Origin of the sequence: Halomonas sp. PGE1 (genome assembly GCF_013000985.1) — a bacterium.
In the GTDB taxonomy this organism is placed as follows: domain Bacteria; phylum Pseudomonadota; class Gammaproteobacteria; order Pseudomonadales; family Halomonadaceae; genus Halomonas; species Halomonas alkalicola.
The window spans coordinates 2,801,172-2,819,581 of record NZ_CP053032.1; the positions used below are offsets into that span (position 1 = coordinate 2,801,172).

Below are 18,410 nucleotides of genomic sequence, written 5' to 3' on the forward strand. Positions count from 1 at the left end.
GGAAAAGTAGCGCGACGCGGGAGGAGAAGGCCGGGGTCAGTGGGGGTGGGAGGCGGCCTCCTGGGCCTCGAGCATCTCCACCAGTGGCTGGAACTCCTCCCGGTTGTGCTCGTTCATGCGCATCAGGATGCGGTGGGCCTCGAGGATGCGCTGGCGGGTCTCCTCCACGTCACAGGGGATCTCCGGCAGGTCGCATAGCTCGCAGACCTCGGTGATGGGCGCCTCCACCTGGGTGAAGTAGCGGGCGAAGCCCATCACGTCCAGCATGCGCTGGATGTCGGGATTGTCGGCGACGATGGTGGGGCGCTCGGCCAGGCGGCCTTCCACCGCCATGGCCACCTTGGCCAGGAAGCCCAGTGCCGTGGAGTCCACGTTGGTGGCGTCGCGCAGATCGATGATCAGCGTGGTGAGCCCCGGGGTCTGGGCGAGCTGCTGGGCCTGGCGGTCCAGGGTCGCGCAGAGGGTCAGGCGCACGTCGCCACACAGCTTGAGGACGAAGACGCCCGCGTCGAATGCTGCCTTGACGCGTCCTTCAGGAATCAACATTGCCAAATCCGCTCAACATCATGATGGTCAGGTCGTCGGGCAGTGCCTCGATGGCCGTATCCGTACCGACATCGTCACCGCTGGCCAGATGGCCGAGGGCCAGACTGGCCCGCAGGTCTTCCAGCGTCTCGCTGGCCAGCACCCGCTGCTCGAGCTCCCTGAGCCGCATGTCGAGCGTTTCGCCCGGCAGGCATTCCAATACTCCATCCGAACACAGCCAAAGGCGGAAGTTCTCGGGCAGCGAGCACCCCAGGGTGGGGTAGTCGGCACCGGGAAACAAGCCCACCGGCATGCCCTCGCCGGACAGTGGCCGGACCTCGCCATCCGCCACCAGCAAGGGCATGGGCAGCTGTGCGCCCAGCGAATAGTGCAGATAGCGGCGCTCGAGGTCAATGACCCCGACGAACAGGGTGGCATGCTTGCCGATGCCGGTGTCCAGCAACTCGCGGTTCAGATCGCTAAGCCAGCGCGGCGGCAGGGCCTCGGGCGCGGTCCCGTCCCACTCGCCCTGCCAGCGGTTGGCCAGGTACTTGAGCAGCACGGTGACGAAGGCCGAGGAGGCGCCGTGACCGGAGACATCGGCAAAATAGAACAGCAGATGACGTTCGTCCAGGCGCTGGAAGTCCAGGAAGTCGCCGGAGAGATAGAGCCAGGGGGCGAACCAGTAGTCGCAGGTGACCCCGCCCGAGGTCTGGGGGCGCGGCGGCAGCAGCTTGCGCTGGATCTGACCGCCGGCCTGCTGGTCGAGGCGCAGCATCGCCAGGTGAGTCTCCAGGCTCTCGTTGAGCTCCTCGAGGCGCGCCTGATCCTCGCGCCGCGCCTCCTCCAGGCGGCGCAGCTCGATCACCTTGCGGATCATTCGCCGCAGCAGCTGGCCGTGGCGCAGCGGCTCGACGATGTAGTCGACAAGGCCCGCATCCACCGCGGAGAGCAGCCCGGGGGACTCGCGGCTATCGCTGACCACCAGGGTCGGCAGGCGCGCGCAGAGCGGCGCCCACTGCTCCTCGGAGAGCGCCCGGGCATGGGCCACCACCAGCGACACCTCCGCCGGCAGCTCGTCGGGGCTGTCGACGGCGATCACCGCCAGGCCATCACGGGCGATGGCCTCGGCCAGGGCGTTGCGCGCCGGGCCGGGGGCATCGATCACACCGATGAGCTGCTTGGGACGGTCCATGGAAAGGGGCCTCAGTCGGAGAAGGCGTCGTCGAAGTCGGCGTCGTCGAAGTCCGCGTCGTCGAAATCGAAGTCGTCCATGGCGAAGGGGTCATCGCCCGTCTCGCCGTCGTTGATCTCGAAGCGACGCCGCTGCAGCCAGGCATCGCGGATGAAGCTGTAGCGGTCGCCGCGGATCAGCTCCTCCTGGTCGAGCAGCCCGGCGCGCATGTCCACGATCCGCAGCGCGGTGAGCGCGATCTCAAGCTCGGCGTCGTCCAGGTAGTAGAGCGGATAGGTCACCGCATCCGCGGGCAGGCCACCGGTATCGCGCAGCGTGCTCGGCCCCAGGAGGGGCAGCACCAGATAGCGTGACTCCTCCCACCCCCACACCGCCAGGGTCTGGCCGAAGTCCTCGTCGCGGGCGGTGATCTCCATGTGGGTGGCGAAGTCCCACAGGCCGCCGATGCCGATGGTGGTGTTGATCAGGAAGCGCGACATGGCGATGCCCGCGTTGCCCGGCTTGCCCTGCAGCAGGCTGTTGATCGCCGTGCGCGGCTCTCCCAGGTTGGAGAAGAAGTTGCCCACCCCGGTCTGCACCGGCTGCGGCGTCACCGCCCGATAGCCCCGCGCGGTCGGCTTCAGCACGGCGCGATCCACCGCGTCGTTGAAAGCGAACACCCGGCGGTTGAAGCCCTCCCAGGGGTCGTCGGGATGGCGCTCCTCGATGGCGGCCGTGCTGGCGCAGCCGGCCAGCAGCATCGCCGCCAGCAGAGCGACCGCCGCCTTCACCCAGCCCCGCCGTGTCGTCCTTGTCATCATGTCACGCTCCTTGTCGATTGCCGCCACGCCGCCCGGGTCAGACACGCCGCACCACCACGCTGCCGGCACTGTAGCCCGCCCCGAAGGAGCAGATCACCCCCAGCGCTCCCGGCGCCAGGTCATCATGGTGCAGGTGGAAGGCGATGATCGAGCCCGCCGAGCTGGTGTTGGCGTAGCGGTCGAGGATGATCGGCGCCTCCTGCTCGCTGGGGTCGCGGCCCAGCACCCGGCGGGCGATCAGGTCATTCATGTGGCGGTTGGCCTGGTGCAGCCACATCCGCGCCAGGTCGTTGCCGGAGAAGCCCAGCGCCTGCAGGTGCGCCCCGATCAGCGCCGCCACCATGGGGCAGACCTCCTTGAACACCCGACGCCCCTCCTGGACGAACAGCTTGTCCAGCGCCTGGGGGTCGGCGTCGGTGACCCGGTTGAGGAAGCCGGCGTTGTTGCGGATGGCATTGGAGAAGCGCGTCACCAGGCGCGTGCCGAGGATCTCGAAGCGCGACTCACTGGTGGCCAGGTCGTCGCGTTCCAGCACGATGGCGGTGCAGGCGTCGCCGAAGATGAAGTGGCTGTCGCGGTCGCGGAAGTTGAGGTGCGCCGAGCAGATCTCCGGGTTGACCACCAGCGCCCGGCGGGCACTGCCGGCGCGGATGGCGTTGGCCGCGGTCTCGATGGCGAAGGTGGCCGAGCTGCAGGCCACGTTCATGTCGAAGGCGTAGCCGCCGGCGCCCAGTGCCGCCTGCAGCTCCACCGCCACCGCCGGGTAGGGACGCTCCAGGTTGGAGCAGCCGACGATCACCAGGTCGATGTCGGCGGCCGCCACCCCGGCGGCCTCCAGGGCCTGGCGAGCCGCCACGGCGCCCATCTCGCACTGGATGGAGGGCTCGTCGTTGCTCCGCTCGCACAGCCGGGGCCGCATGCGCTCGGGGTCGAGGATGCCCTCGGCATCGAGCACGTGGCGGCTGTGGATGCCCGAGGCCTTGACGATGAACTCGCTGCTGGAGTGCGCCAGGCGCTCCTCGATGCCGGCCTCGGCGCGGCGGGCGTTCTCGGCATCCACCCAGGTATTGAACGAGGCCACCAGGGCGTCGTTGTCGATGGTGTGCTCCGGCGTGAAGAGTCCTGTGCCGGTAATCACGACGTTGGTCATCGGTATCTCCCTTTCGCGGCGTCCGGGCCGCCCTGGCCGCCTCGGCGACCGCTCACTGTTCGGGGCGCTCAGGGGCGCCCGGTGATCTCCGCCCAGCGCTTCTCGAGACGCTTGGCAGAGACCGCAAATTTCGTGCCCAGCTGCTGGGCGAAGAGCGAGACACGCAGCTCCTCGATCCACCAGCGGAACTCGGCCAGCGCCGGGGGCGCCATGCCGCCGCGCCGCTCGCTCTGAAGGCGGGCCTCGAGGCGCGCCTCCAGGGCCTGGATCTCCTGCATGTGCATCTGGTCGCGCAGCCGCTCCCGGGGCGCCTTCTCCAGGCGGATCTGGGCCGCCTCCATGTAGCGCGGGTATTCCTCGAGCCACTCGCCGGCCTCGTTGACGAAGCCGGGGTGTACCAGCCGCGCCATCTGCCCCTTGAGGTCACTGTATACCAGCGCCAGCGCCAGGTTCAGGTTGCCCTTCAACGCCTTGGTGACCGCCAGGTGGCCCTTGAGGGCGGCCTCCAGGGTGACCACCAGGGCCTCGGCCCGGGGCAGGAGCTCGGCTCGGGTCGCCGCCAGGCGCGCCTCGAGCTCGGCCGCCGAGCGCGGCAGCGGGTCCTGCGCCACCCCCCGGGTGAACACCGCCCGCACCACGTCGTCGGTCAGCTGGCGCTTGCTGCCCACCTTGGCAAACAGCAGCGCACAGGTGCCGAGCCCCTTAAGGCGTTCGATCTCGCGCACCTGGTCGGGCAGGCGGCGCATGGCCAGGCGCACGATGCCGTCGCGATGGGCCTCGCGGGCCTTGTCGGGGTGGTCGAAGAGCTCGACCCGGAAGGCCTCCCCCTCCGGCACCAGGGCCGGGAAGGCCTCGACCCGGATGCCCGCCTGGGTGGTCACCCGCGACTCCGGCAGCGCGGCCTCGGGCAGCCCTTCCACCGGCGCCTCCAGGCGTGCCTCGGCGGCCAGCGCCCGGGCCCCCTGCCCCGCCGCCGCCTCGAAGCGGCGTTCCAGCTCGCGGGCATCGCGGCCCTGGCCCAAGGTGTTGCCCTCATGGTCCACCACCCGCAGGTTCATCACCAGGTGGGGCTCGAGCTGGTCACGCTGCCAGTCGTCGGGGTGGAGGCGCACCCCGGTGCGCCGGCGCAGGAACTCGCCCAGCGCCTCGGTGAGGGGCACGTCGTCGGGGACGAGGGTCTCCAGGGCGGCATCCACCCAGTCGGGAATCGGCACCACCTGGCGGCGAATCGCCTTGGGCAGCGACTTCATCAGCGCGATGCACTTCTCGCGCAAAAGGCCCGGCACCAGCCACTCGAGCCGCGCCAGCGGCAGCTGGGGCAGCATGGCGGCGGGCACGGTGAGGGTCACCCCGTCGTCCTGGGCGCCGGGCTCGAAGTGGTAGGCAAGCGGATAGCGCACCCCGTTGAGGGCCAGCTCGTCCGGGTAGTCGGCCTCGGTGACCTCGCTGGCCTCCCGGGCCAGCAGGGCGGCGCGGTCGAACTTGAGCACCGCGGGGTTCTCGGCCTCGGCCTGCTTGCGCCACGCCTCGAAGCCCTTGCCGTTATGTATGCCCTCGGGGAGGCGCTCGTCGTAGAAGGCGAAGAGGGTCTCCTCGTCCACCAGGATATCGCGACGCCGGGCCCGGTCCTCGAGGTCCTCGACCTCCTCGACCAGCGCGCGGTTGTGGGCGAAGAAGTCGCCGCGGGTGCGGAACTCCCCCTCCACCAGGGCGCGGCGAATGAAGAGCTCGCGGGCCTCGGCGGGCGCGATGGGGCCGTAGTGCACCCGCCGCCCGGCCACGATGGGCAGCCCGAACAGGGTCACCTGCTCCTTGGCGATTACCTGGGCACGCTTCATCTCCCAGTGGGGCTCGGCGTAGCTGCGCTTGACCAGGTGCCCGGCCAGCGGCTCGATCCACTCGGGGTCGATCTTCGCCACGGTGCGGGCGAACAGTTTCGTCGTCTCCACCAGCTCGAAGGCCATCAGCCACTTGGGCGACTTCTTGCCGAGCCCCGACCCCGGATGGATGACGAACTTGCGGTTGCGCGCGCCCAGGTACTCGCGGTTCTCGGTGAGAAGCCCGAGGTGGGAGAGCAGCCCGGGCAAGAGCGCCCGGTGCAGGGTGGCGGCCTGGCGGCGACGGCGCTCCTGGCGCGCCTTCTCTTCATCGCCCTCCTCGGCGCTGCCCTCCTCGGAAACCGGCCAGGGCGCCGGCGGCGGCACCTCGATCTGCATGTCGCGCAGCAGCTGGCGCAGCTGGCGGAAGGTGTCGTGCCATTCGCGCAGGCGCAGGTAGTTGATGTAGTGCTCCTTGCACCAGCGCCTGAGCTGGTTGCCGGAGAGCGCCTCCCGAGCCGCCTCGACGCCGTCCCAGAGGTTGAGCAGCGCCACGAAGTCGGAGTCCGGGTCCTGCCAGCGGCGGTGGGCCTGGTCGGCGGCATGGCGCTTCTCCGCCGGGCGGTCGCGGGGGTCCTGGACGGCGAGGCCCGCCACCACGATCAGCACCTCGCGCAGGCCGCCCTGCTCGGCCCCGGCCAGCACCATGCGTGCCAGGCGCGGGTCGATGGGCAGCCGGGCCAGCTTGCGACCGATGGGGGTGAGCCGCCCGCCCTCGTCCACCGCGCCCAGTTCGAAGAGCAGTCGGAAGCCGTCGGTGACGAAACGCGAATCCGGCGGATCGACGAAGGGGAAGGCCTCGATGTCATCGGGGTTCAACGACAGCAGCGAGAGCATGGAGAGGATCACCGAGGCCAGGTTGGTGCGGCGGATCTCGGGGTCGGTGAACGCCGGCCTGGCGAGGAAGTCCTCCTCGTCATAGAGGCGGATGCAGACCCCCTCGGCCACGCGGCCGCAGCGCCCCATACGCTGGTTGGCGCTGGCCTGGCTGACCGGCTCTACCGGCAGGCGCTGAATCTTGGCCCGGTAGCTGTAGCGGCTGATGCGCACCAGGCCCGGGTCGATCACGTAGCGGATGCCAGGCACGGTGAGCGAGGTCTCGGCGACGTTGGTGGCCAGCACGATGCGCCGCCCGGCATGGGGCGCGAATACACGATTCTGCTCGGCATTGGAGAGGCGCGCGTAGAGCGGCAGGATCTCGGTGCCGCGCAGGTCGGCCCGGCGCAGGGTATCGGCGGTCTCGCGGATCTCCCGCTCCCCGGGCAGGAACACCAGGATGTCGCGGGGGCCATGGAGCCAGCGCTTGTCGCGCTCGATGCGCTCGATCTCCTCCACCGCATGCAGGATGCCCTCCTGCAGGGTGCGGTCCTCCTCGTCCTCGGCCTCGCGCACCAGCGGGCGGTAGTGCAGCTCCACCGGGAAGGTGCGCCCGGAGACCTCCACCACCGGCGCCGGCCGGTCGGGCGCCTCGCCCCTGCCGGGCCGAGCGAAGTGGGCGGCGAAGCGCTCCACATCGATGGTGGCCGAGGTGATGATCACCTTGAGGTCGGGGCGACGGGGCAGCAGGCGCTTCAGGTAGCCGAGCAGGAAATCGATGTTGAGGCTGCGCTCGTGAGCCTCGTCGATGATGATCACCTCGTAGCGGGTGAGATCGGGATCGTGGCGCGTCTCCGCCAGCAGGATGCCGTCGGTCATCAGCTTGACCAGGGTCTGGTCGCTGCTCTGGTCGGTGAAGCGCACCTGGTAGCCGACCTGCTCCCCCAGCGTGGTCTCGAGCTCCTCGGCCAGCCGCGCGGCCACCGAGCGCGCCGCCAGCCGCCGCGGCTGGGTGTGGCCGATCAAGCCGCGGCGCCCCAGCCCCAGCTCCAGGCAGATCTTGGGCAGCTGGGTGGTCTTGCCGGAGCCGGTCTCGCCGGCCACCACCACCACCTGGTGGTCGCGCAGGGCGTCGAGGATCTCCTCGCGGCGCTCCGCCACCGGCAGCTCGGGGGGGTAGTTGAGCGTCACCGGGCGGGCCGCGCGTCGCGCCACCGCCTCCCGGGAGCGCGCCACGGCCTGCTCCACCTCGCCCAGGCCGCGATCCACCGGCTTGCCCTCCTTCAGCCGCCGCGCCAGGCCGTGCAGGCGCTTGTCGAGCGACGCGCGGTCACGCAGCAGCACGCCGTCGAGGGCCTGGCGCAGGGCGCGCAGGCGGCCGGCATCGGTCAGGGCATCGGTGGCGAGAGAAGGGTCGGTGGTCACGTCGGACACGGCGGCTCCGGGGGTGGAGGGCAACAAAGGAAAACTGCCCGCACCGGGGAGCCGGAACGGGCAGGTCATTGTAACGCCGCCGCCTGGGCGGCGCCTAATCCGGGCCATTGAGGCTGGCTATGGCCCGACCAGGCAGCGGCTATCGGCGGTTCAGGAGGCCGCCTTGGCCTTCTCGCGCTCCTCATCGCGCAGCTGACGGCGCAGCACCTTGCTGAACACGTGGGCGTCTTCGGGAGCGAGCTGCCTAGCCGGCCGCCTTGGCCTTCTCGCGCTCCTCATCGCGCAGCTGGCGGCGCAGCACCTTGCTGAACACGTGGGCGTCTTCGGGAGCGAGCTGCCTAGCCGGCCGCCTTGGCCTTCTCGCGCTCCTCATCGCGCAGCTGGCGGCGAAGTACCTTGCCCACGTTGGTCTTCGGGAGCTCGTCGCGCAGCTCCACGTACTTGGGCACCTTGTAGCCGGTCAGCTCCTTCTTGCACCAGGCGCGCAGCTCGTCGGGGTCGAGGTCATCCGTGCGTGGCACCACGAAGAGCTTGATCGCCTCGCCGCTGTTCTCGTCCTCCACGCCGACCGCCGCGGACTCCAGCACGCCCGGATGGGTGGCGACGACATCCTCCACCTCGTTGGGGTACACGTTGAAGCCCGAGACCAGGATCATGTCCTTCTTGCGGTCGACGATGCGGATATAGCCGTCCTCCTGGAGCACCGCGATGTCGCCGGTGTGGAACCAGCCGTCGTCGTCGATCACCTTGATGGTCTCGTCGTCGCGGTTCCAGTAGCCCTTCATCACCTGGGGCCCCTGCACGCAGAGCTCGCCCGGCTCGCCGAAGGGCAGGTCGTTGCCGTCGGCATCCACCACCTTGACCCGGGTGCCGGCCACCGGCTTGCCGATGGTGCCGAGCTGGATGGCGTCGACAGGGTTGAAGCTGACCACCGGCGAGGTCTCGGTGAGCCCATAGCCCTCGGCGATGTCGCAGCCGGTGACCTCCTTCCAGCGCTCCGCCGCCGCCTTGGTCAGCGCCATGCCGCCGGAGATGGTCAGGTGCAGCTTCGAGAAGTCCAGGGCGCGGAAGTCCTCGCGGTTGCACAGGGCGTTGAAGAGGGTGTTCAGGCCAATGAAGGCGGTGAACTGGAGCCCCTTGAGCTCCTTGACGAAGTTGGGCAGATCGCGCGGATTGGTGATCAGGATCGAGTGGTTGCCGGTCTCCATCAGGAACAGGCAGTTCACCGTGAAAGTGTAGATGTGGTAGACCGGCAGCGGCGCGATCACCACCTCCTCGCCGTTGTTGAGCCCCTTGCCGATCGCCTCCCCGGCCTGGAGCATGTTGGCGACCAGGTTGCGGTGGGTCAGCATGGTGCCCTTGGCCAGGCCCGTGGTGCCCCCGGTGTACTGCAGGGCCGCGATGTCATCCAGCTCGCGCTTGACGTCGCGGTGCTGGCGGGCGGCCCCCTCCTTCAGCGTCTGCCGGAACGGCGTGTGGCCGGGCAGCCGATAGGCGGGCACCATCTTCTTGACGTGCTTGACCACCAGGTTGATCAGCGGACGCTTGGGGAAGCCGTGCAGGTCGCCAAGCTGGGTCACCACCACGTGCTGGATATCGGTGCGGTCGAGGATCTTCTCGAGCTTGTCGGCCATGTTGGCCAGGATCACGATCGCCTTGGCGCCGGAATCCTTGAACTGGTGGGCCATCTCCCGCTCGGTATAGAGCGGGTTGGTGTTGACCACCACCATGCCCGCCCGCATGGCGCCGAACACCGCCACCGGGAACTGCAGCACGTTGGGCAGCTGGATGGCGATGCGGTCGCCGGGCTGCAGGGTGGTCTCGTGCTGCAGCCAGGCGGCGAAATCGCCGGAGAGGCGATCCAGGTCGGCGAAGCTCAGGGTCTGCCCCATGCAGCTGAAGGCCGGCTTGTCGGCATAGCGCTTGACCGCCGCCTGGAAGACATCGTTGACCGATCCGTACTCGTCCATCCCCTTGAGCTCGGGGCCGGACAGGATCGGGGCGTTGGCATGCTCACTCATCACGTCTCTCCGCTGAGTCGCCGATGGACCACCGGCGCTTGTTGTTGTCCCGGGGCCCTACCTTAAACCGGCCAACTCGGAGTGTAAAACGATCGATTGAAACAATGGATTGAAACCGCTCCGTCCTGGCCCCTCACCGCTAGCCTGTGCCCTGGCCGCCGAAAAGGCCAGCCGGCCGATCTCCCGCATCTCGGCGGCCGTAGCGCGCCTGGATCACGCCATCCCGCCATACCAGCAGCTCCCCCGGGACCATGCGCTCCCAGGCCTCGTTGTCGGTGAGCGGCTCGGTGGCGATCACCGAGACGATGTCGTGGGTCGTGGTGTGCTCGGCGAAGTTCACGGTGAGCTCGGCGTCCGACAGGCTGGCGCGGCCGAACGGGGCCCGCCGGGTGATATGCGCCAGCTTGGTGGAGCAGAAGGTGTAGAGGTAGTCGCCGTCGGCCAGCAGCAGGTTGAACACCCCGAGGCCGCGTAGGCGCTCGCAGAGCTGGTGGAGCAGCCGCCACAGCCCCTCGCGCTCGGCGTCGCTCTGCGGGCGCGCCGGGAAGCAGCGGCGCAGCTCGCCCAGCAGCCAGCAGAAGGCGTGCTCGCTGTCGGTATCCCCGATGGGGCGGTAGAAGCTGAGCGGCAGGCCCCGCCAACCCTCGAGCTGGCCGTTGTGGGCATAGCACCAGGGGCTGCCCCACATCTCGCGCACGAAGGGGTGGGTGTTGGCCAGGCGGACATGGCCGACGTTGGCCTGGCGAATATGGCTGATGACGATGTTCGACTTGATCGGGTAGTCGGTGATCAGCCGGGCGATGGGCGAATGCACCGAGGGGTGGGGGTCGCGGAAGTCGCGGTAGCCGCCCTCCTCGTAGAAGGCGATGCCCCAGCCATCGCGGTGGGGGCCGGTGCCGCCCCCGCGATGCAGGAAGCCGGTGAAGCTGAAGCAGATATCGGTGGGCACGTTGGCGCTCATGCCCAAAAGCTCACACATACGGATCCTCCCGGTGGACGACCCGGCGACGCCGCCGGGTCCGGCGCAGGGCCAAAAGGGTCAGCAGCAGCACGACCACCAGGCCCGCCACCGCCCACTGGCGCGGGTCGCCGGCGAAGGCCGCGCCACGGCGCTCGAGCCAGGGCCGGCCTTCGCGCCACAGGGTGGCGGCATGGGCCGGCAGATCGTGGATGAAATCGATGAAGCGGTCGGCGGCGCTGTCGGGCACCGCCTCGCCCTCGCGGCCGGTGGCAAGATCCTCGTGGAAGCGCTCGCCCAGGGGAACCAGGCGCGAGTCGCCAACCCCGTGGCCCTCCTCGGCCTCGTCGAGCAGGCTCAGCAGCGGCTGCACGTTCACCGCCAGGTCGCGCAGGCGGTCGATCCCCTCCCCCCGGGCTTGAAAGCGCAGGCGGGCGGCTCCGGAGAGCTCCGGCACCGTCAGCTCGCCGACGAAGCGCTCGCCCTGACGGACCAGCCAGACCTCCGCCCGCGGCGCCTCTTCGGCATCGAGCAGGGTCACGCTGATGGCGAGATCCTCCGGGGCCTCCTGCCAGGGCTCACCGCCGCGGGCCAGCCAGGCCTCCAGCGGCAGCGTCTGCCCCGGGTTCAGGACGGCCGGCAGCGGCGCCAGCTGCAGGCTCACCGCACCGCTTACCCCGATGCGGCTGTCGTCGGCGATCTCCCCCTCTACGCGCCACTCGCCGGGAGCGGGGTCCGGCACCCGCAGCAGGTCGAAGCGGGGCTCCACCTGCCAGCGGGCGCCGGGCGGCGGCGAATCGGGCGTGAAGCGCGTGCCGTCCGGGGCCACCAGGGTCAGGGGGTCGCCGTTCGGGGCGTGGAAGAGCAGCGCCGAGAAGGCCTCGACGCCGGGCTCGATGGCGAAGCGCCCCTCGGCCAGGGGCACCTGGTCGGCGGGAAAGATGCGCTCGACGATATCCACGAAGGCACCCAGCAGGCTCTCCGGGGACTGCACCAGGGCCGGCAGGCCGCCGGTGGTGCGGGAGAGGCGCTCCACCAGGCGGAGGTCGGCCTCGTCGGAGAAGGCGATGGCGTGCACCACCACCCCGCGCTGCGCCAGCGCCGGGGCAAGCTCATCGAGCAGGGCACGCCGCGAGGCGAGGTCGATCTCCGGCTTGGCTCCCCGTGCCGGCGCCAGGTCGATCATGCCGTCGGTGAGCAGCACCAGGTGGCGCCAGCCGTTGGCCGGGCTCTCGGCAGCACTGCGCACGGCGGCCTCGATGTCGGTGTGCTGCTGGTACTCCACCAGGGCGGGACGCAGGGCCATGGCACGCTCGCGCCACTCGTCGTCGACCTCGCCGAGCGGGAGCGGGTTGTCGACGCGCTCGCCGAAGGTCCAGACGCCGGCCGGGGTGCCGTCCGGCAGCAGCGCGGACAGCAGCTCCAGGGCGCTGGCCGCGAGCTGGTCGGGATCGTTGCTGCGCATGCTGCCCGAGACATCGATGATCACCCGCACGTCCGGGCTCTCCTCGACCGGCTGCGCCAGCCCAGCCCCGGCCGCGAGCCACAGCAGGCCCGCCAGCAGCACGCCGGCGAAGCCACGCCCCACCCGACGGCTCCTCCACGACCTCATCATCCACGCCCCGGCCATGCCCGGCTCCTTAGCCGCTGATCGGCTCCTGTTGGGCCGATGCTCGGCGTGCGATCAGCCGATCACCGGCTCGCGACGTCCGCCACCGCCAGGCTTGGCAGGGGGCACGTCGTCCTCGTTGTCATCCATGTCGACATAGTGGTCGCGGTCGCCGCCACGCCAGGCCAGCAGCAGCCCGAAGGCCACGCCCGCCGCCGCACCGGCCGCGGTCAGCATCAGGGCCGGCAGCATCAGGCCGCTGTCGCGCTCGAGGAAGCCCACCAGGGCCACCACCACCGCCGGCGCCAGACCGGTGTAGAATTCCCCCTCCTCCAGCAGCGGCATATGGAAGCGCGTCGGCACCCACATCACGCCGGCCACCAGCCAGGTGATCGGCAGCCGCAGCAGCCGCGGCAGGAAGGCCAGGCCCAGGTAGCCGGTCAGCAGCACCACCAGCGACAGGACGGCGTAGACCAGCCATAGTAGGGTCATCGAATCGGTAATTGGCATTGCCACCTCTCTATTCACAGTCTTGAGTATGGTACATCTCCCACCATGAAAGCACAGCCGCCGCATCGCCCCGACAGCCCGGCCACCGACTCCCCGGTGGCCCGCTTCCGTCGTCCGGAGGACCCCGAGTGGCACTGGCTGGAGAACCGCGAGGAGCCGGCGGTCGCCGACTTCCTCGAGGCGGCCAACGCCGAGTTCGCCGCCTGGTTTGCCCCCCTGGACGACCTGGTGGAGCGGCTCTACCACGGCCACCTGGCCCGCCGCGAGCTGGCCGTGCACGGTCTGCGCTCCCCGCTGGACCACTACACCTACTGGAGCGAGACCGCCGCCGAGGCCGACTACCCGGTATGGTGGCGCCACCCCAACGGCAAGCCGGACCGTGCCGCACCCTTCCTGGATCTCGAGGCCCGCGCCGCCGACCACGACTTCCTGGAGCTCGGCGACATGGCCCTCTCTCCCGACGAGCGCTGGCTCGCCTGGACCGAGGACACCACCGGGGACGAGATGTTCGACCTCTTCCTGGCCCGGCTCCCCGATGGCGAGCCGGTGCGCCTGCTGGAGGGCATCGGCCCCGAGCTCACCTGGGCCGAGGACAACGCTACCCTGTTCTTCACCCGCTACGATGCCACCCAGCGCCCCGAGAGCGTCTGGCGCCTGGCGCTGGCCGAGGGCGTGGCGAGTGAGCCTGCGCTGGTGCTGCGCGAGGAGGACCCGGAGTTCTGGTTGGGGCTCGGCAAGACCCGCTCCCGGGAGTGGCTGGTGCTGGAGAGCGCCTCCAAGGACACCAGCGAGAGCTACCTGATTCCGGCCCGGGCGCCGGCCACTCCCCCACGCTGCTTCCACCCCCGGGAGAGCGGCGTGGAGCTCTCCCTGGACCACCGGCCCGGCCACTTCTACCTGCTCCACAACCGCGAGGCTCCTCACTTCCGCCTCGACGTGATCGACGAGGCGCAACTGGATGCCGCCGCCGACGCCGACCGCTGGCAGCCGCTGATTCCCCACCGCGACGAGGACACCCTGGAGGGGGTCGACGCCTTCGCCTGGGGGCTGGTGATCACCGAGCGCGACCATGAGGAGGCCCAGGTCAGGCTCAGGGTGATGGAGTTCGATGCCGGGCATCGCCTCACCCGGGACGAGCGCCTGCCGCTGCCGGAGACGCCCTGCAGCCTGGCGCTGGGCGATGCGCCCCACTTCGACCAGCGCCGCCTGCGCCTGCGCGAGGAGTCCTTCGTGCTGCCGGTGACCTGGATCGAGCACGACCTGGACAGCGGCGAGCGCACCCTGCTCAAGCAGCAGCCGATCCACGGCGACCTGGCGCCCGAAGAGCTCGCCTGCGAGCGGCTGTGGGCGACCTCCCACGACGGCGAGCGCATCCCCGTCTCGGTGGTGATGCGCGCCGACCTGGCGGGCCACCCGCTGCCGACGCTGCTCTACGGCTACGGCGCCTACGGCGAGGTGCTCGACCCCTGGTTCTCCGTGGCGCGCCTGGAGCTGCTGGCCCGCGGCGCGGCCTTCGCCGTGGCCCATGTGCGCGGCGGCGGCGATCGCGGCGAGCCCTGGTACCTGGCCGGCAAGCTGGAGCACAAGGCCAACAGCTTCCGGGACTTCCTCGCCGCCCGGGACTGCCTGGTGGAGCACGGCATCAGCGACGACGAGCGCATCGCCGCCTACGGGGCCAGTGCCGGCGGCCTGCTGGTGGGCGCCAGCCTCAATCTGGCGCCGGAGGCGTTCTGTGCGGCGGTGCTCGACGTGCCCTTCGTGGACGTGCTGCGCACCATGGAGAACCCCGACCTGCCGCTGACCACCGCCGAGTACACCGAGTGGGGGAATCCCGACGAACCCGACGCCCGCAAGCGCATCCGCGCCTACTCGCCGCTGGACAACCTGGCCGCGGCCCCCTACCCGACCATGTTCCTGCAGGGCAGCTGGCACGATACGCGGGTGCCCTACTGGGAGCCCGCCAAGCTCTACGCGCGGCTGACGGAGCTCGGCACCGCTCGCGGCCCCGTGCTGCTGCGCACCGACATGGCCGCCGGCCACGGCGGTGCCTCGGGACGCTTCAAGGCATGGCACGACGGCGCCCGCCAGGACGCCTATATCCTCTGGGCGCTGGGAATGGAAAACCGCGAGGCATAAGGGTCCACATGGCATCTCCCGCCAGCATTAACTGCTCCTGAACACAAGACCTGCCCCGCTCGCTTTCAACATGCAAGCCACGCTCCGCGGGGCGAAGCGCTGGGTTGTGTGGGGGCTGGGCTCCGCCCGGCGAATGGAGACCGAAGGGCTCCTGGGCGGTATGCGCCAATGCCGACAACCCCGCCGGGGCGGCTTCGCCGCCATTCGCCCGGCGGAGCCGATCTCCCACCAGTGGATTGAAGTCCTGGAGGTGATCCCGCCCCCACCAGTAGCCTCAAGGCTTGAGAGGCTACAGCAGCTCTTCTCCTGGCAGGATCAATCGATCGGAATCACCGCGATGATATGGTCCTCGTACTCCTCCTCGGGGACCCCGCGACTGGTGACGGCGAAGCTGCGCACGCTGATGCCCTTGCGGTGGACCCGCTCCGGGTCGCCGGAGAGCAGCGGATGCCAGCGGGCCAGCTTGCGCCCCTCCGCCACCCGGCGGTAGGCGCAGGAGTGGGGCAGCCAGCGGAACTGGTCGATCAGTTCCGGCGTGAGCCGGGTGCACTCCGGCACCCGCTCGAGGCGGTGCTCGTAGTCGCTGCAGCGGCAGCTGTGGAGATCCAGCAGCTCGCAGGCCAGGTTGAGCACCGCCAGTTCGCCGCTCTCGTCATCCTGGAACTTAAGCAGGCAGCACTGGCCGCAGCCGTCGCACAGCGCCTCCCACTCCTCGGCGGTCAGCTCCTCGAGGGGGTACTGCTCCCAGAATCGTTCTCTCATGACGTCTCCCGTTTGTCCTGCCATCTTGCAGAAGCGACGACGGGGCTGGTCCGGGGACAAGCCTGCGAGAGAGGCGCTGTGAATACCTCCCTGTACGCTACCGATGCCGTCCCTGGCATAGGACCTCCTCTTCGGCTTGCCCCCGACGCCCCTTCCCACCGGCAGTGACTGCCAGGCTCAGCCAGCTCAATAACGCGCCTCGGTGGGGGTGCGGTAGAGATCGAGGAGGTACTCCTCCTTGGCGGGGGGCATCTGCAGGTAGAAGCCCTTCTCGCGGATCGCCGCCATGACGTCGGCGGCCTGGGCGCGGCCCAGGCGCTTGTCGGCGGTGAGGATCAGGGTCAGCGACGGCACCGGCTTGCCGAAGCGCTCGAGCAGCGGCTCGGGCACCCGGGAAACCCCCTCGCGCTTGTCCACGTAGAGATACATCTCGTCCATGCGGGGGCTCTTGAAGACCTCGCACAGCAGCTTGTCGCCGCGCATCCGATCGTCATTCATCGGGGCTGTTCCTCCAGGGCCCGGATCAGGCCCGCGTTGAGTCGCTCGCCACGCCAGCCCGAGGGCAGCGGCAGCGGTTCATGTTCCAGATGGGCGATGACCAGGGCCTCCAGGTCCCGGCGGCGCAGCAGCACCTCCGGCGCCAGACCCTGGGCCTCGGCCTCGACGTTGACCACCTTCTTGAGCGCCTTGAGCACCCGCTTGAACTCCGGCGCCATGGGGGATGGCTGGGCCGGCGGCAGCGCGGCGTCGTCCAGGTGACGCGCCTCGGCCACCAGCGCCAGCAGGGTATCACCGTCGCGCTTGATCAGGCTCGGCTTGACGTCCTCGATGCGGGCCAGCTCGAAGCGATTCTCGGGCAGCGCCTCGGCGATGGCATAGAGCACCCGGTCGTGGACCAGCCAGCCTCGCGGCAGGTTGCGCGCCCGGGTCTCTCCCTCCCGCCAGGTGGTCAGGCGGCGGTAGGCCTCGACCTGACGCGGGGTCAGGCGCCACAGCTGGCGCTGGCGCAGGTACCACTGGGCGTCGGCCTCGCCGTTGCGCCCCGCCTGGGCCACCAGCTCGGCGCAGTCGTCCATGAGCCAGGCCAGGCGGCCGTGGCGCTCCAGCGACTCTCGCTGCTGGTGCCACACTTCGATCAGGTAGATCACGTCCAGGGCCGCGTAGGCCTGCTGGGTCTCGGAGAGCGGGCGCTTGAGCCAGTCGGAGCGGGTCTCGTCCTTGGGCAGGGTGTGGCCGGTCCAGTGCTCGACCAGTTTCTGGTAGCCCATGCCCGGGTTCTCGCCCAGCAGGCCCTGGGCCAGCTGGGTGTCCACCAGCGGCGAGGGGGTGACGCCGGCCCAACCGGCGAAGACCTCGAGGTCCTCGCTGGCGGCGTGGAGCAGCTTCAGCGGCCCCTCGGCCAGCAGCCGGCGGAAGGCGTCGGTGCAGGCCACCGCCTGGGGGTCGACCAGCCAGGCCGGGCCGCCGGTGGAGAACTGGATCAGCGCCGGCACCGGATAAAAGGTGTTCTCGCGGAAGAACTCGGTGTCCAGCGCGATCACATCGGCGTCGGCCACCTCGGCGCAGGCGGCGTCCAGGGCCTCGGGGGTATCGATCCAGCGTATTTCGGGGGTCAGGGGCATGGGGGTTCCGGCAGGTCGGGAAGCATCAGGGTCGGGAAACGTCGGGCAACGGGGTCAGTCGCCCGAGAACGGCAGGCGGCCGTTGAAGGCGCGGCTCAGGGTGCCGCCATCCACGTATTCGAGCTCACCGCCCATGGGCACGCCATAGGCGAGGCGCGACAGGCGGATGCCGTAGGGAGCGAGCTGGGCGGCGATGTAATGGGCGGTGGCCTCGCCCTCCACGGTGGGGTTGGTGGCGAGAATCATCTCCTCGATGCCTCCCTCGGCCACCCGTGCCTCGAGCTGGTCGAGGCCGATGTCCTCGGGGCCGATGCCGTCCAGCGGCGAGAGGTGGCCGTGCAGCACGAAGTAGCGCCCGCGAAAGCCCCCCGCCTCCTCGATGGCGAGCTGGTCGGCGGGGGACTCCACGACGCAGAGCAGGGTGTCGTCGCGCCGCGCGCTCTCACACAGCGCGCAGATCTCCTCCTCGGTGAGGGTGCGGCAGCGCCGGCAGTAGCCGACCCGCTCCAGCGCCTCATCGAGCACCGCGGCCAGGCGACGGCCGCCATCGCGGTCGCGCTCGAGCAGGTGCATGGCCATGCGCTGGGCGGTCTTGGGCCCGACACCGGGCAGCACCCGCAGCGACTCCATCAGTTTCTCGACGAGGGGGGAGAAGCTCATCGTCAGAAGGGCATCTTGAAGCCCGGCGGCAGATTCATGCCCGAGGTAATCTCTTCCATCCTGGCCTTGGAGTTGGCCTCGACCTTGCGCACGGCGTCGTTGACGGCGGCAGCCAGCAGATCCTCGAGCAGCTCCTTGTCCTCCTCCATGACGCTCGGGTCGATGTCGACCTTGCTGACGTCATGGCGGCCGTTCATGGTGATCTTGACCATGCCCGCGCCCGCCTCGCCCTGCACCTCGGCGCGGGCGATCTCCTCCTGGGCGCGCTGCATCTTCTCCTGCATCTCCTGGGCCTGCTTCATGATGTTGCCCATTCCACCCTTGAACATGGTGAG

Annotated in this window: 15 protein-coding genes; 1 reads left to right on the forward strand and 14 read right to left on the reverse strand. The window is 69.9% G+C overall.

Annotated features, from left to right (window positions below):
* Positions 1 to 36: 36 nt before the first annotated feature.
* The 9 genes from HIR79_RS13235 to HIR79_RS13275 all read right to left on the reverse strand — a co-directional run bounded on the left by HIR79_RS13235 (position 37) and on the right by HIR79_RS13275 (position 12,895).
* A complete protein-coding gene (locus tag HIR79_RS13235; protein WP_119020504.1) occupies positions 37 to 546 on the reverse strand; it encodes an STAS domain-containing protein in 510 nt (169 codons plus the stop codon).
* On the reverse strand, positions 533 to 1,720 hold the full coding sequence (locus HIR79_RS13240; RefSeq protein WP_169958719.1) for a PP2C family protein-serine/threonine phosphatase: 1,188 nt from the start codon (positions 1,718 to 1,720) through the stop codon (positions 533 to 535). Before HIR79_RS13240 ends, HIR79_RS13235 begins: the two co-directional genes overlap by 14 nt.
* An 11-nt stretch (positions 1,721 to 1,731) precedes the next feature.
* The gene (locus tag HIR79_RS13245) at positions 1,732 to 2,520 is read right to left on the reverse strand and encodes an MlaA family lipoprotein (RefSeq protein ID WP_169958720.1); all 789 of its coding nucleotides are present in this window, start codon (positions 2,518 to 2,520) and stop codon (positions 1,732 to 1,734) included.
* A gap of 37 nt (positions 2,521 to 2,557) precedes the next feature.
* Positions 2,558 to 3,670 carry a beta-ketoacyl-ACP synthase III gene (locus tag HIR79_RS13250; protein WP_169958721.1) on the reverse strand — a complete coding sequence of 371 codons (1,113 nt, stop codon included), beginning with the start codon at positions 3,668 to 3,670 and terminating at the stop codon, positions 2,558 to 2,560.
* A gap of 68 nt (positions 3,671 to 3,738) precedes the next feature.
* On the reverse strand, positions 3,739 to 7,788 hold the full coding sequence (gene hrpA / locus HIR79_RS13255) for an ATP-dependent RNA helicase HrpA (RefSeq protein ID WP_249322348.1): 4,050 nt from the start codon (positions 7,786 to 7,788) through the stop codon (positions 3,739 to 3,741).
* Positions 7,789 to 8,135: 347 nt separating this feature from the next.
* A complete protein-coding gene (locus HIR79_RS13260; RefSeq protein ID WP_169958723.1) occupies positions 8,136 to 9,818 on the reverse strand; it encodes an AMP-binding protein in 1,683 nt (560 codons plus the stop codon).
* A 139-nt stretch (positions 9,819 to 9,957) separates the two neighbouring features.
* The gene (locus tag HIR79_RS13265; protein ID WP_169958724.1) at positions 9,958 to 10,797 is read right to left on the reverse strand and encodes a class II glutamine amidotransferase; all 840 of its coding nucleotides are present in this window, start codon (positions 10,795 to 10,797) and stop codon (positions 9,958 to 9,960) included.
* Complete coding sequence (locus HIR79_RS13270) at positions 10,790 to 12,364, reverse strand: vWA domain-containing protein (protein ID WP_169958725.1); 1,575 nt, start codon at positions 12,362 to 12,364, stop codon at positions 10,790 to 10,792. The genes HIR79_RS13265 and HIR79_RS13270 overlap by 8 nt, the downstream gene beginning before the upstream one ends.
* Before the next feature lie 96 nt (positions 12,365 to 12,460).
* The gene (locus tag HIR79_RS13275) at positions 12,461 to 12,895 is read right to left on the reverse strand and encodes a hypothetical protein (RefSeq protein WP_162899875.1); all 435 of its coding nucleotides are present in this window, start codon (positions 12,893 to 12,895) and stop codon (positions 12,461 to 12,463) included.
* Between the two features lie 45 nt (positions 12,896 to 12,940).
* Here HIR79_RS13275 and HIR79_RS13280 point away from each other — a divergent pair, with 45 nt between their 5' ends.
* Positions 12,941 to 15,031, forward strand: a complete 2,091-nt coding sequence (locus tag HIR79_RS13280; RefSeq protein ID WP_169958726.1) for a S9 family peptidase — start codon at positions 12,941 to 12,943, stop codon at positions 15,029 to 15,031.
* A 315-nt stretch (positions 15,032 to 15,346) separates the two neighbouring features.
* Here HIR79_RS13280 and HIR79_RS13285 read toward each other — a convergent pair whose 3' ends face one another.
* From HIR79_RS13285 to HIR79_RS13305, 5 genes are all read right to left on the reverse strand, one after another.
* On the reverse strand, positions 15,347 to 15,793 hold the full coding sequence (locus HIR79_RS13285) for a YcgN family cysteine cluster protein (RefSeq protein ID WP_119020513.1): 447 nt from the start codon (positions 15,791 to 15,793) through the stop codon (positions 15,347 to 15,349).
* Between the two features lie 186 nt (positions 15,794 to 15,979).
* Positions 15,980 to 16,291: a YcgL domain-containing protein gene (locus HIR79_RS13290; protein ID WP_119020514.1), complete on the reverse strand. Its 312-nt coding sequence runs from the start codon at positions 16,289 to 16,291 to the stop codon at positions 15,980 to 15,982.
* Positions 16,288 to 17,415 (reverse strand): ribonuclease D, encoded by a 1,128-nt coding sequence (gene rnd / locus HIR79_RS13295; RefSeq protein ID WP_169958727.1) that lies wholly within the window; start codon positions 17,413 to 17,415, stop codon positions 16,288 to 16,290. Before rnd ends, HIR79_RS13290 begins: the two co-directional genes overlap by 4 nt.
* Positions 17,416 to 17,469: 54 nt before the next feature.
* Positions 17,470 to 18,075, reverse strand: a complete 606-nt coding sequence (recR, locus tag HIR79_RS13300; RefSeq protein ID WP_169958728.1) for a recombination mediator RecR — start codon at positions 18,073 to 18,075, stop codon at positions 17,470 to 17,472.
* Positions 18,076 to 18,077: 2 nt separating this feature from the next.
* Positions 18,078 to 18,404: a YbaB/EbfC family nucleoid-associated protein gene (locus HIR79_RS13305; protein WP_169958729.1), complete on the reverse strand. Its 327-nt coding sequence runs from the start codon at positions 18,402 to 18,404 to the stop codon at positions 18,078 to 18,080.
* Between the last annotated feature and the right edge of the window lie 6 nt (positions 18,405 to 18,410).